At 37.0% G+C, this 13,605-nt stretch carries 14 protein-coding genes; 1 reads left to right on the forward strand and 13 read right to left on the reverse strand.

What is annotated here, in order from left to right:
- Positions 1–10 precede the first annotated feature (10 nt).
- Positions 11–1,363, forward strand: coding sequence for an aspartate kinase (locus JF53_RS09390; RefSeq protein WP_047979962.1), 1,353 nt, complete (start codon positions 11–13; stop codon positions 1,361–1,363).
- 53 nt (positions 1,364–1,416) lie between these two features.
- Here JF53_RS09390 and spo0A read toward each other — a convergent pair whose 3' ends face one another.
- The 13 genes from spo0A to accB form a co-directional block, all read right to left on the reverse strand.
- Complete coding sequence (gene spo0A, locus JF53_RS09395) at positions 1,417–2,199, reverse strand: sporulation transcription factor Spo0A (protein WP_047979961.1); 783 nt, start codon at positions 2,197–2,199, stop codon at positions 1,417–1,419.
- A gap of 370 nt (positions 2,200–2,569) precedes the next feature.
- Entirely contained in the window at positions 2,570–3,859 is a 1,290-nt protein-coding gene (gene spoIVB / locus JF53_RS09400) for a SpoIVB peptidase (protein ID WP_047979960.1), read from the reverse strand.
- 354 nt (positions 3,860–4,213) lie between these two features.
- Complete coding sequence (recN, locus tag JF53_RS09405) at positions 4,214–5,929, reverse strand: DNA repair protein RecN (RefSeq protein ID WP_047979959.1); 1,716 nt, start codon at positions 5,927–5,929, stop codon at positions 4,214–4,216.
- Between the two features lie 19 nt (positions 5,930–5,948).
- Positions 5,949–6,398, reverse strand: coding sequence for a transcriptional regulator AhrC/ArgR (gene ahrC / locus JF53_RS09410; RefSeq protein WP_047979958.1), 450 nt, complete (start codon positions 6,396–6,398; stop codon positions 5,949–5,951).
- Between the two features lie 112 nt (positions 6,399–6,510).
- A complete protein-coding gene (locus JF53_RS09415; RefSeq protein WP_047979957.1) occupies positions 6,511–7,338 on the reverse strand; it encodes a TlyA family RNA methyltransferase in 828 nt (275 codons plus the stop codon).
- Between the two features lie 28 nt (positions 7,339–7,366).
- Positions 7,367–8,251: a polyprenyl synthetase family protein gene (locus JF53_RS09420; protein ID WP_083443596.1), complete on the reverse strand. Its 885-nt coding sequence runs from the start codon at positions 8,249–8,251 to the stop codon at positions 7,367–7,369.
- Positions 8,251–8,487, reverse strand: coding sequence for an exodeoxyribonuclease VII small subunit (locus JF53_RS09425; RefSeq protein WP_047979956.1), 237 nt, complete (start codon positions 8,485–8,487; stop codon positions 8,251–8,253). The genes JF53_RS09420 and JF53_RS09425 overlap by 1 nt, the downstream gene beginning before the upstream one ends.
- Positions 8,480–9,829 (reverse strand): exodeoxyribonuclease VII large subunit, encoded by a 1,350-nt coding sequence (xseA, locus tag JF53_RS09430; protein ID WP_047979955.1) that lies wholly within the window; start codon positions 9,827–9,829, stop codon positions 8,480–8,482. The genes JF53_RS09425 and xseA overlap by 8 nt, the downstream gene beginning before the upstream one ends.
- On the reverse strand, positions 9,826–10,677 hold the full coding sequence (folD, locus tag JF53_RS09435; RefSeq protein WP_047979954.1) for a bifunctional methylenetetrahydrofolate dehydrogenase/methenyltetrahydrofolate cyclohydrolase FolD: 852 nt from the start codon (positions 10,675–10,677) through the stop codon (positions 9,826–9,828). Before folD ends, xseA begins: the two co-directional genes overlap by 4 nt.
- A gap of 18 nt (positions 10,678–10,695) precedes the next feature.
- Positions 10,696–11,076 (reverse strand): transcription antitermination factor NusB, encoded by a 381-nt coding sequence (gene nusB / locus JF53_RS09440; RefSeq protein WP_047979953.1) that lies wholly within the window; start codon positions 11,074–11,076, stop codon positions 10,696–10,698.
- A 122-nt stretch (positions 11,077–11,198) separates the two neighbouring features.
- The gene (locus tag JF53_RS09445) at positions 11,199–11,594 is read right to left on the reverse strand and encodes an Asp23/Gls24 family envelope stress response protein (protein WP_047979952.1); all 396 of its coding nucleotides are present in this window, start codon (positions 11,592–11,594) and stop codon (positions 11,199–11,201) included.
- Between the two features lie 32 nt (positions 11,595–11,626).
- Positions 11,627–12,997, reverse strand: a complete 1,371-nt coding sequence (gene accC, locus JF53_RS09450; RefSeq protein WP_047979951.1) for an acetyl-CoA carboxylase biotin carboxylase subunit — start codon at positions 12,995–12,997, stop codon at positions 11,627–11,629.
- 14 nt (positions 12,998–13,011) lie between these two features.
- Positions 13,012–13,506, reverse strand: coding sequence for an acetyl-CoA carboxylase biotin carboxyl carrier protein (gene accB, locus JF53_RS09455; RefSeq protein ID WP_047979950.1), 495 nt, complete (start codon positions 13,504–13,506; stop codon positions 13,012–13,014).
- Positions 13,507–13,605 lie beyond the last annotated feature (99 nt).

A 13,605-nucleotide genomic window follows, 5' to 3' on the forward strand; every position in this document is an offset into this window, starting at 1 on the left:
AGTTGGGAATATGAAAGTAGCAAAATTCGGGGGCAGTTCTGTTGCAAATGCAACGCAAATAAAAAAAGTATGTTCCATCATTAAAGAGGACATAGAGCGAAAGTTTGTCGTTGTTTCCGCTCCTGGGAAACGCTATAAGGAAGATACTAAAATGACCGATTTGCTCATAAAGCTTGGGGAAGCTTATTACGATAATGCTGATTATGAAATCATTTTATATCAAATAGTAGAACGATTTAAAGAGATTATTCAGGAACTTGCTTTACCGAACAGCTTACTAGAAGAAATTCAGCAAACCCTTCTGAATGTACTTCACCAAAAGGAAAATGATGCAATCAAAATGGACGCACTTAAGTCAATTGGTGAGGATAGCTCAGCTAAAATTGTAAGTGCATATTTAACAAATCTAGGTCTACATGCACGCTATATGAATCCAAGAGATGCTGGTATTCTGGTTTCCGATGAACCAGGAAATGCACAAATCTTACCTGAAAGCTTTGAAAACTTGTTCTTGTTGCGAAATACGGATGAAATAATTGTTATACCTGGATTTTTTGGCTATACGAATGATGGAAAGCTTGTTACGTTTTCTCGTGGTGGTTCCGATATTACCGGGTCAATTGTAGCTGCTGGAATTCGAGCTGATCTATATGAAAATTTCACTGATGTAGATTCTGTATATACAGTGAATCCTTCTATTGTCGACCATCCGAAAGAAATACGAACCCTAACCTATAAAGAAATGCGGGAATTATCGTATGCCGGCTTTTCAGTATTCCATGATGAAGCATTAATACCAGCGTTTAAACAACGGATTCCAGTAGCAGTAAAGAATACAAATAATCCACATCTACCAGGTACATATATCATCGCTCAAAAAGAAGAAAAGGATAAGTGTGTTGTTGGAATTGCTAGTGATACAGGCTTTAGCACATTATATGTTAGTAAATATTTAATGAACCGGGAACTTGGTTTTGGTCGAAAATTATTGGAAATTTTAGAGGATGAAGCAATTTCGTTTGAACATGTCCCTTCTGGTATTGACGATTTATCCGTCATTATTCGCGAAAGACAATTCACCCCTGAAAAAGAGGTAAAAGTCATTAACCGAATAAAACAAGAACTACATCCTGATACCGTGACACTTCAACATGGTTTAGCTTTAATTATGATTGTTGGAGAAGGAATGATGAATACGATTGGCATTGCCCAAAAAGCAACCTCTGCCCTTACTGCTGCGAATGTGAACATAAAAATGATTAATCAAGGATCATCCGATGTATCCATGATGTTTGGCATTGACGCAAATGATTTAAACCAAGCAATACAATCATTGTATGGTATTTTTTTTGAAGAAAAGTAAATAATAAAACTAAAAAAAATTACTGTACCAATGTACAGTAATTTTTTTATGGATTAGCTCGCTTTATGCTCCAGGCGGAGACGATCAGCAACCATCGCAATAAACTCTGAATTAGTCGGCTTTGCCTTTGAAATACTAACAGTATATCCAAATAATGCGGATATCGAATCAATATTCCCTCTACTCCATGCCACTTCAATTGCATGACGAATCGCACGCTCAACTCTAGAAGAGGTTGTATTGAATTTCTTAGCAATATCAGGATACAGTACTTTAGTAATTGACCCTAATAATTCAATATCATTATAAACCATTGTAATTGCTTCTCGTAAATACATATAACCTTTTATATGAGCTGGCACACCAATCTCATGAATGATATTAGTAATGCTCGCTTCTAAATCCTTTTTCTTTCTTTCCTTTTTAATTCCATTATTAGTCCGGTTTGATAACACCATTCGCCCATTTACTTGGCGTATTTGATCAGCTAAATGTTCTAAATCAAATGGCTTCAAGATAAAGTAAGACGCACCTAAATCAACCGCTTTTTTCATAACTTCTTCTTGTCCAAAAGCAGTTAGCATAATAACATTTGGATCGTTATTTGCTTTGCCTTTTTCACGTAACATGTTCAAAACAGCTAAACCGTCAACATGTGGCATAATGATGTCTAAAATTAGTACATCAGGCTTCTTCTCTTCAACTAAATTCAGACAATCTCTCCCATTGTATGCCGTTCCAACAACTTCTATGTCGTCCTGCTCCTCAAAAAATTCTTCCATTAAATGTATTAAATCTCGATTGTCATCCACTAAACATACGGATATTTTATCCATAAAAAGTTCCTCCTTTAAGGTTATCGGGTAAATGTCCACTCTATGTATTCGACAAAAGTTCGAAATATCCTTCTTTTAATTGAAAAACTTTGTATTTTTTTGATATTACATTAATTTGCTTTATTTTTCTTTTGATTTCGCAGTTATTCGATAATATATGACAATGAAATTATCCTTTTGTCGAAAAATATTTAAATCATTATTTTAGTATCGAATTACTCCTCTATAGTTCAAAAAAAAAACAAGGAGCTTGAGACAAAAGTATTGAAGGTAGATAAATCTGAACGTTGTGCACGATAAATATACTTAATTAGTGCATAGTTCGTCTTTATACCTACCATTTCACTTATGTTCCATGCTCCTTGCTATGTTAACTAGCCTTCTTATTTTCTTCGTAAATTTCTACACCCGCATCTTGAAGCATCCATTCGATATGAACCCCATATCCACTTGTAGGATCATTTACGAACACGTGGGTAACAGCTCCAACTATTTTTCCGTTTTGAATAATCGGGCTTCCACTCATCCCCTGCACAATTCCACCTGTAGCTTCTAACAATTTGGGATCTGTGATTTGAATAACCATCCCTTTTGTAGCTGGTGATTTCTGTGGCACACTACTAACAATCTCGACGTCAAACTCCTCGACTTTTTCTCCATCAATTACCGTTAATATCTTCGCTGGTCCCTCTTTTACCTCATGAGATAAGGCAATTGGTAATGGTTTATCATAGCTACCATTTTCTATTGGATCATCTAGCTTACCAAAAATTCCAAACGGACTATTTTTAGTTATCGTCCCAATTTTATTTTCTCTTATAGAAAACTTAGCTTGTTTTTCGCCAGGAGTACCATTATTCCCTTTTTGTATTGACGTAACGGTTGATTTTACTATTGTCCCATTGTGTATTTCGATAGGTTTTTTGGTATCCATATCAGAAATAACATGACCAAGCGCACCATATTTTTTGGAATTTGGTTCGTAGAAGGTCATCGTTCCAATACCTGCAGCTGAATCGCGGATATACAAGCCAATTCGATATTCATTTTCTTTTGCATCTAATACTGGCTGTAGTTTAGTTGTAAACGTTTCTTTTCCACGCTTTACCTTTACTTTGAGTGCTTCTGAATCTTTTCCTGCTTGCTCTACAATTGGTTTAACATCTTTCATTTCCTTAATTTCTTCACCATTTATTTCGATGATGATGTCACCAACTTGGATGTCTGCATCCTCTCCAGGAGAATGAGTACCAGATTGCCCGTTAACCAGATGATGACCAACTACTAGTACGCCTAATGTTTGTAGCTGAACACCGATTGATTGACCACCCGGTATAACTTTCACATCCTTTAATACAGATACATCAACCTTTTTAATGGGTAACCCCGCAAGCGAATAGATTAATTCACTTTCACCAGGTTCGTTGACGTGAAAATTCGAAGCATCAATTGCTTCATTACGATCATGATTTTGAGCTGCTGCATGAACGGAAACGGCATTACCAAGACTGGGAATCTCGATGGGGAATTGATTTTGAAACGTAACGATTTTATTGGGAATAGTAACGTAATTTTGTATAGGGGGCGTAAAAGGAACAATTAGCAATGCGAGTAAGAGGATTACTCCAGTTACGATACGAATTCTGTCCTTTTGTTTCACAAATATCCACTCTCCTTGTTCCTAAACCCATACCATGTTTTTATATCTGTACTTCTAATGTGACCTTTAATGGCTATTTTTAAACTGGGAAAAGTTAAGAAAAGCTGTGTATGATTTCCTTCAAATTTGATGTATAAATAGAAAAAACCAATCGCTCATAATGAGCTAATGCGTTCGTTTTCTTATAGTTGCAAAGGAAAAACACATGTCTTCTAACGCAAAAGAGCCTTGGGACATAAGTGTTTACAGTTAGTTAAAATCCCGAACAACTTAGCTGCACTTTTCCCAATTCAGGATTTGGTGCATTATTCGTCTTGTAACTAATCACTTTACGTATGTCTCAAGCCTCTACTATTAACCATTTGGAATGGTGATTTTTTTAAAACTAGTTGCTAATTCAAGTAGTTCTTTGGCATGCTCTTTTGCCGTTTCTGTTAATTTTGTACCAGTAATCATCCGACTCAACTCATTAATTTGTTCCTGTTCCGTAAGCTCAAGTACCTGTGTAGCCGTCCGATTTTCGACTTCAATTTTTTCAATAAGCATATGAGTATCTGCCATCGCCGCTACTTGAGGTAGATGGGTGATACATAATACTTGTGAGTCATTAGATATTTGAAAAATTTTCTCAGCGATTGCTTGTGCGACACGACCACTGACACCAGTATCAACCTCATCAAAGATGACACTTGTAACTCCTTGGTGTTTTGCAAAGATCTTCTTTAGTACGAGCATGATTCTAGAAAGCTCTCCACCAGAGGCAACTTTACTAATTTCTTTTAATGGTTCCCCTTTATTGGTCGAGATTAAGAAACGAATTTGATCATAACCATTTTTATGTAACAATGTCTCACTTGCAGTGGAATCCAATTTAAAATGAATTGAAAAGGATGCTTTTTCTAAATATAAATCCTTTAATTCCTCATGTACCTCCAACGTAAGTGCATCTGCTGCTTTTTTACGCAGATCATGCAATTGTTTGGCCTCTAAGTATGCATCCTGTTTTACTTCTTCTATTTCATCTGCTAATTTCTTTAAATGAGAGTCTTTATTTTTAATTTGCTCAATCTCTTCTTCAAGAGTGGCCATATATTCCAGTATTTCAGACACAGAAGTACCATACTTTTTCTTTAAACGACCAATTTCAGATAGACGACCTTCAATTTCATTTAACCGATTTGGATCATATTCTAATGATTCGAGATAATGGCTAAGCTCGAAGGATAAATCCTCCAGCAAATAATAATGATTCGAAAGCTCTTCTGATTTCTTCGCCACAAATTCATCAAAGGAACTATTCTCCTCTAATGCTTTTACAGCTTGGTTTAACCATTCTAGCCCTCTTTGTTCGCCATATAAGGCATTATAGGCACTATGTATGCTAGTATAAATTTTTTCATAATTCACTAATTGATTACGTTCTTTTTCTAATTCAATATCTTCGTCCGGTTGCAGATTTGCTTTTTCTAACTCTTGTAATTGAAATTCTAAAAGATCCAGACGTTGTGCCATTTCTTGTTCGTTTTCATTTAAGGCTTTATAACGTTGTTTTAATGCTTGAAGCTTGTTAAATAAATCACTATATTCTTCTTTTACCTGATCAATTTCAGCGCGATTATATAAATCCAACAATTCTATATGATTTTCTGGAACCATTAAGGATTGGGTTTCGTGTTGACTATGAATATCAATCAGCGTCTTACCGAATTCACGTAAGATTGCGAGGGTAACTAACTTCCCATTAACCCGACAAATGCTTTTGCCAGATATAGTTATGACACGATGGAGAACCACTTCATCATCTTGAATTTCTACACCGTATTGTTCGCCAACCTTATGAATTGGGTGGGACTTGGAATCAATTAAAAATAAGCCTTCAATTTCTGCCTTTTCTTCTCCATGACGAACAAATTCAACAGAGGCTCTGCCGCCCGCTAACAATTGTATTGCGTCAATAATGATGGATTTCCCTGCACCAGTTTCTCCTGATAACACCGTTAATCCTTCATGAAAGGTGATAGCAATTTGATCGATTATAGCAAAATTTCGTATCGAAAGTTCGGTTAACATTTGGTCACCTCATTTTTTACTATAGCATATTTAAAAAACGATCTTTTATCGTTGTGGTGTCTTCTTCAGTACGGCAAATAATTAAACAAGTATCATCACCGCAAATCGTTCCCATGATTTCGTTCCAATCTAGATTATCAATTAACACACCAACCGCATGGGCATTTCCGGGAAGCGTTTTTAACACAATAAAGTGGCTCGTATGATCGATTTTCACAAAGGCATCCATAATCAATCTTCTTAGTTTATCATGTGGGTTAAAACGTTGATCTGCTGGCAGACTATACTTATACTTTCCATCACCTGTTGGAACCTTGACGAGATGAAGTTCTTTAATATCCCGTGATACAGTTGCCTGGGTAACGTTATACCCTAAATTTTTTAAACGATCAACGAGTTCATCCTGTGTATCAATTTCATTTTCGGTAATTAATTCTCTTATTTTAATATGACGTTGAATTTTACTCATATTGCCCCCCCTTGTTTAGAAACATTTGCATCGTATATTCGTTGGTGTGGAAAAATGTTCTATGTGCTCTAGCGAATAAATAGAAAAGACCACATTTCTGCAGTCCCTCCACTCATGTATTCTTCGCTGATGTTAAGTCTGAATGAGCTTCATTGACCACTGCTTCTGGATTTAACTCCTCTATCGTAAAACTGGATATTTCCTTTTGCCAGCCTAAATGTACTAAGAATTCTACATTACCGTCTCCACCAGTTATCGGTGAGTATGTCAATCCATATAAACCAAATCCCTCTGATTGTGCAAATGTAAGAATATGATTTAGTACATCAAGATGTACCTTCTTATCGCGAACAATACCCTTTTTACCAACTTGTTCTCGTCCTGCTTCAAATTGTGGTTTAATAAGAGCGATGGTATCAGACCCTGGCAACAATAGTTTTTTTAACACTGGCAAAATTAACCGAAGTGAGATAAAGGATACATCAATCGTTGCAAAATTCGGTAACCCTTTTGTTAGCATGTCCTCGGTTACATATCGAAAATTCGTACGTTCCATCACTTCCACACGCGGATCATTTCGAAGCTTCCAATCCAATTGATTGTAACCAACATCAATGCAATAGCATTGCTTCGCTCCAGATTGTAAGGCACAATCGGTAAATCCACCTGTGGAAGAACCAATATCCATCATAATTTTATCACGAACATCAACTGAAAACACTTGCAATGCCTTTTCGAGCTTTAAACCACCACGTCCTACATAAGGGATTACCTTACCTTTGATGGTCAACGGAATATCAGCATCAACCTTCATGCCAGGCTTATCTAGTCGTTCCTGCTCCGAATAGACCAATCCCGCCATCACAGCACGCTTAGCTTTCTCTCGTGTTTCAATCAAATTTCGTTCTACTAATAATATATCGAGGCGTTTTTTGCTCATGGTTGCTTAATCCTTTTCTTTCCCATCATTAATGGTCTCGTTGACTAACATAGTCTGTTAATTCACTTAATCTGGATGTATCCGCATTTGCTTGTTTTAGCAATTCTTTTGCTTGTTCTGTATAGTGCTTTTTCTTAGCAATAGCACCTTCTAATCCTAATAACTTAGGATAGGTACTCTTGTTATTCGATTCATCACTACCGACAGTTTTCCCTAACTTCGCTGTATCACCCATGACATCTAATATATCATCCTGAACTTGAAAAATCAGGCCTAAATAATAAGAAAACTTTTCTAAATGGGTTATCTGCTCTTTGGTTGCATTTCCTAAATAGGCGCCAGCAGTGACAGCGAATCGAAGTAACTCACCGGTTTTAAGCTTATGTATTCTTTCTAGTTGTTCTAAGGATACCTGTTTATTTTCTGCTTCCATGTCTAATAGTTGACCGGCTACCATACCACTTGGTCCACTTGCACGAGAAAGTAGCTGGACAATCCATACCTTTTCTTTATCGGTTAACAATGGATCATTCGTAATAATTTCAAAACTGTAGGTCAATAATGCATCACCTGCTAAAATTGCAGTTGCTTCATCAAAAGCCCTGTGGTTTGTTGGTAGTCCACGACGAAAATCATCGTCATCCATTGCTGGAAGATCATCATGAATCAGGGAATACGTATGAATCATCTCTAGTGCAACAGCTGAACTGAAGATTTTTTCTACTTGAGAAGAATAAGCCTCAAAACTAGCGAGCATTAGAATTGGACGTAATCGTTTACCACCTGCTTCTAGAGAATAGAGCATCGATTTTTTTAAATTTTCTGGGATGTCAATTTGGTGAAAGTGTTTTGTGATTTCTGCCTGAATCAAGTGTAACTTCGATTCAATATAAGCTTTTAACTTCCCTTCCACTACTTTTCATCCTCCTGTAAATCAAACGGAACAAGTTCTCCCTGTTCATTCATAATTTGCACCATTTTCTCTTGAACATGATTTAATTTATCACTACATAATTTCGAGAGAAGCATTCCATCCTGATAATAAGAAATTGCTTTCTCTAAAGGCACATCGCCTTCCTCTAGCTTCTCAATAATTTTCTCTAATTGATCCATTGCTTCTTCAAAGCTCAATTCTTTTACATTATCCATCACTATTCTCCTTTACATCCATGACTTCACAATCCAAAATACCATCGGTTAACTTAATCTGGACGATATCTTTCTCTTTTACTTGATTGGCTGATTTTATAATATCGCCTGAGGTCGTGTATGGAAGAGCAAAACCACGTTTCATAATTTCTAATGGGTTTAATAAGGTTAATTTATCCAAAGCACCTTTAATTTGCGAAGATTTTCGCTCAACCAATTGGTTCATTGCTTGATTTTGTTGTTTGATATAGTGCGCTAATTGCTTAGCTGCTTGATCTAATTGACGTTTAGGATGTTGCGTTAGCAACCTAGTATAATGATTAGCAAATCGATCTGTTTTTTGTTGAATACTAACTTGTATGGTACGATCTAATCGCTCTCGCTGCTTGTCAAGTTCCTGTTCCTTCTGTTTTAGCATTTGTTCTGGATATTTAAATGCATATGATTGTAGCATGCGATGTAATGTATTCCGCTCATGTTTGATTGTAATCGATACGGTTCGACTTAACTGTTGTCTCATCTTCATTATTTTTTCAATTAATTCAAGCTGAGATGGAACTGCAATCTCGGCGGCACCAGTTGGAGTCGGCGCTCGTAAATCTGCTACATAATCACTTATCGTTACATCTGTCTCATGACCAACTGCAGAAATGATTGGAATTTTAGAACGAAAGATTGCATCTGCTACAGCTTCTTCATTAAAACTCCATAATTCCTCAATCGAACCCCCGCCACGTCCTAAAATGATCACATCACAAAGCTTCAATTCATTAACCCGCTCAATTGCTCGGACTATTGAATCCGCAGCATTGATACCTTGAACAAGAACCGGTACAACCGTTGTTTGGACGATTGGATAACGCCTTTTTATAGTTGTGATAATATCTCGTACTGCAGCACCGGTTGGCGAAGTAATGACGCCAATATGCTCGGGGAATCGAGGAAGCTTTTGTTTATATTGTTCTTCAAAATAGCCTTGTTTACGAAGCTTTTCCTTTAATTGTTCAAAGGCTAAATATAATGAACCAACACCATCAGGCTCCATTTGCTGAATATATAACTGGTATTGGCCGTGTGCTTCAAATACGCTTATTTCACCTCGGATGAGCACCTTCATGCCATCCTCTGGTTTGAACTTTAAAAAGCGATTGTTTCCAGCAAACATTACCGCGTTAATTCGTGCTTGATCATCCTTAATCGTGAGGTACATATGACCTCTACTATGTAATTTAAAATTAGAAATTTCACCCTTCAACCAAATATTTCGTAAGTGTGGGTCGGTTTCGATTTTCCGCTTCATATATTTGGTCAGTGCTGTTACTGTTAAATAGTTCTCACTCATGTTACCAAACCCTTACTTGCCTTAATCGTATTATGTAAAAGCATTGTTATTGTCATTGGTCCAACACCACGCGGAACAGGGGTTACATAGGATGCCTTTTCTAGAACACTGTCAAAATCAACATCTCCTGTTAAAGTACCGTTTTCTAAACGGTTAATTCCGACATCAATAACAACAGCACCATCTTTAATATAATCGCTATCAATTACATTTGGTTTTCCAATCGCGACGATTACAATATCTGCAAGTCTAGTAATTTCCTTCATACCTTTTGTCTTCGAGTGGCAATAGGTGACAGTTGCATCTTCCTGTAACATTAGCTGCCCTACAGGCTTACCAACAATATTACTTCTTCCTATAATAACGACGTGCTTTCCTGCAATTGTAATATTTTTAGAACGCAGCATTGTTAGGATGCCATAAGGTGTACATGGATAAAAAGTATCCTGACCGGTCATCATTTTTCCAATATTAATTGGATGGAATCCATCTACATCTTTTTTCGGGTCGATGGCTTCAATGACATGATCTACATCGATATGGTTTGGTAGTGGCAATTGGACAAGAATTCCGTGAACAAGCTCATTCTGATTTAATTGTTGAATGGTAGCCAGAAGCTCTTGTTCTGAAACAGATTCTGGAAGCTCAATAATGTCAGAACTAATCCCTACTTCTTCAGATGCGCGTTTTTTTCCGTTCACATACGATCTCGATGCTGGATTATCACCAATTAAAATTACCGTTAAATGTGGTACGATAGATTGCTGCCGTAACACCGCAACTTCATCCTTCATTGCTTCTTTTATTTCTACCGATAAATCCTTACCATTTATAATCTCAGCTACCAAACTAACTCCCCCTTTAGATTACTTCATGATTTTGGACAAAACGCCATTGACAAATTTGCCTGATTTTTCATCACCATAGCGATGTGCTAATTCAACCGCCTCATTAATGGAAACATTTGTCGGGACATCCTCTACGAAGTTAAATTCAAATGTAGCGATACGTAAGATTGTTTTTTCCACTGCTGGTAATCTATTTAATGACCAGTTTTCTAAGTTCGCCGATATTGCATCATCAATTGCTTGTTTGTTCAGGACTACACCCGTAACTAACGAATGAAGGAACTCGTCCTTGTCTTCTTCATCTAATCGCTCCTGAATCTCCTGCTCTATATCCTCTTCTATCATATCTAATTGAAATAATAATTGAAATGCTTTCTCTCTTGCTGCATGTCGCTTCATATGCATTGCTCCTTTAATAATCTCTTCACAAATCATAACATGATTACGGGTTTAGCGCCACAAACACCATAAGTATACAAAAAGGCCAAAGGATATGAGGATATCATTTGGCCTTTTAAATATTATTCTGTAATTTCCTCTGTCACTTCTTTTTCCATTTGAACCCCAACCACATGAATATTAACCTCTGCAATTTCAAGTGCCGTCATGTTTTTTAAGGTTTGACGAATGTTTGCTTGAATCTTTTGTGCTACTTCAGGAATCGATACTCCGAAATTCAACACAACAAACAAATCAATCAAAATGCCGTTATCGGTTAACTCAACTTTAACACCTTTACTATGTGATTTTTTCCCGAATTTTTCAACAACCCCCGTAGCAAAATTGCCACGCATTGTTGATAAACCTTTAACCTCAGAAGCAGCGATTCCCGCAATTACCTCGATTACCTCCGGTGCAATTTCCACTTTACCAAGACCTGTATGATCACTAACATTTACTAACGATTGCTCTGCCATCTTATCACTCCTTTATTCAAATACACGTAGGGTTAATCATGTGAATCAGTAACTGGTTCAACAATCGGATTTTCTTCTAAAAAGTTCGTATTAAAATCACCTGAAACAAATACCTCATGATCTAATATTAAACGATGAAATGGAATAGTAGTATGTACTCCTTCTATTAGAAACTCATCTAGTGCCCGTTTCATTCGCGAGATCGCTTCTTCACGAGTAGAGCCATACGTAATTAGTTTTGCAATCATTGAATCATAATATGGCGGAATTGAGTAGCTTGGATAAGCAGCTGAATCAACCCTTACACCTAATCCACCAGGTGGTAGGTACATATTAATTTTCCCAGGAGATGGCATGAAATTTTTAAATGGATGTTCTGCATTAATACGACATTCCATCGCCCAACCATCAAATAAGACGTCTTCTTGCTTAAACGATAATGGTTCTCCATTTGCTATTTTGATTTGCTCTTTAATCAAGTCAATCCCGGTGACCATCTCAGTAACAGGATGCTCTACTTGGATTCTCGTATTCATTTCCATAAAATAAAAATCTTTTGATTTCCGATCAAAAATGAACTCGATTGTTCCAGCCCCAACATAATTAACAGCGTGCGCAGCTTTCACTGCTGCTTCTCCCATTTTAGCACGAATTTGTTCATTTAGGGCAGGTGAAGGTGTTTCTTCAATTAATTTTTGTAATCTACGTTGAATACTACAATCACGTTCACCTAGATGTACAACATTTCCATGTGTATCACCAAGAACTTGAATTTCGACATGACGAAAATCTTCAATGAATTTTTCGATATATACGCCAGGATTACCAAAGGCAGTTTCCGCTTCTTTTTGCGTTATTCGAATTCCCTTGATTAGCTCTTCTTCCGTACGAGCAACACGAATTCCTTTACCGCCACCACCAGCTGTTGCTTTAATGATTACTGGATAAGCAATTTTATTAGCTAGCTCGATTGCCTGTTCTTCGCTTTCAATAATCCCATCAGATCCCGGAACGATTGGCACATTAGCTTCTTTCATCGTTTCACGCGCAACATCTTTAATCCCCATTTTTTGGATAGCTTCTGGTGTTGGACCTACGAAAGTAATGTTACAAGCTCGGCATATCTCTGCAAAATCAGCATTCTCTGCCAAAAATCCGTAACCAGGATGAATCGCATCAACGCTTGTTGACGTCGCTACGCTCATAATATTAGTGAAATTCAAATAACTATCCTTACTTGCATTTGGACCTATACAATAGGCTTCATCTGCCAACTGTACATGTAATGCTTCTTTATCAGCCTCTGAATAAACAGCTACTGTTTCGATTCCCATTTCTTTACACGCACGAATAATGCGGACCGCTATTTCCCCTCTGTTAGCAACTAGCAGTTTCTTTATCATTTTAGCTCGTCCCCTTATTTCGTTTTTACTCTAAATAATGGCTGTCCATACTCTACTAATTCGCCATTCTCAACTAAAACTTCAACTATTTCACCTGCAACCTCTGCTTCAATTTCATTGAAAAGCTTCATTGCTTCTACGATACAAACAACGGTATCCTTTGTGACAGTACTTCCGACTGAAACAAACGGGTCACTTTCTGGATTTGGTGAACTGTAAAAAGTTCCGACCATTGGAGATGTGATTTCTTTATCATAAGAAACTGAGCTGGCTTGTGGCGCCTCAGCAGCTTCTAGTGTTTCTTGTTTAACTGGTTCAACAGCTGCTTGTACTGGAACAGATGATGTCACTTCTTTTTCAATATGAACACGAGGCTCCGCTGAAATAGCAACCCCCTCGGTTAATTTCTTCATTGATACCTTTGTACCTTCCACTTCATACGAAAATTCATTAATGGAAGATTGATCAACTAATTTAATTATTTCACGAAGTTCTTGTATTTTTAACATGCTCTGGCACTCCTTCACCCTTTTTTTAATATTAGGTACTAATAACTCCTCTTAATATTTTAGATAAAAACATAGGAAACTTCAACACCTAACTCAAAT

It is taken from the genome of Ornithinibacillus contaminans (genome assembly GCF_001038425.2).
Taxonomy (GTDB): Bacteria; Bacillota; Bacilli; order Bacillales; family Amphibacillaceae; genus Ornithinibacillus; species Ornithinibacillus contaminans.

What these genes read in the sequence shown, in the direction of transcription:
- accC (WP_047979951.1), bottom strand. Translation starts at nt 12,997, where the DNA reads ATGATAAAGAAACTGCTAGTTGCTAACAGAGGGGAAATAGCGGTCCGC.
- JF53_RS09415 (WP_047979957.1), bottom strand. Translation starts at nt 7,338, where the DNA reads ATGAGCAAAAAACGCCTCGATATATTATTAGTAGAACGAAATTTGATT.
- accB (WP_047979950.1), bottom strand. Translation starts at nt 13,506, where the DNA reads ATGTTAAAAATACAAGAACTTCGTGAAATAATTAAATTAGTTGATCAA.
- recN (WP_047979959.1), bottom strand. Translation starts at nt 5,929, where the DNA reads ATGTTAACCGAACTTTCGATACGAAATTTTGCTATAATCGATCAAATT.
- JF53_RS09445 (WP_047979952.1), bottom strand. Translation starts at nt 11,594, where the DNA reads ATGGCAGAGCAATCGTTAGTAAATGTTAGTGATCATACAGGTCTTGGT.
- JF53_RS09390 (WP_047979962.1), top strand. Translation starts at nt 11, where the DNA reads ATGAAAGTAGCAAAATTCGGGGGCAGTTCTGTTGCAAATGCAACGCAA.
- nusB (WP_047979953.1), bottom strand. Translation starts at nt 11,076, where the DNA reads ATGAAGCGACATGCAGCAAGAGAGAAAGCATTTCAATTATTATTTCAA.
- ahrC (WP_047979958.1), bottom strand. Translation starts at nt 6,398, where the DNA reads ATGAGTAAAATTCAACGTCATATTAAAATAAGAGAATTAATTACCGAA.
- spo0A (WP_047979961.1), bottom strand. Translation starts at nt 2,199, where the DNA reads ATGGATAAAATATCCGTATGTTTAGTGGATGACAATCGAGATTTAATA.
- JF53_RS09425 (WP_047979956.1), bottom strand. Translation starts at nt 8,487, where the DNA reads ATGGATAATGTAAAAGAATTGAGCTTTGAAGAAGCAATGGATCAATTA.
- xseA (WP_047979955.1), bottom strand. Translation starts at nt 9,829, where the DNA reads ATGAGTGAGAACTATTTAACAGTAACAGCACTGACCAAATATATGAAG.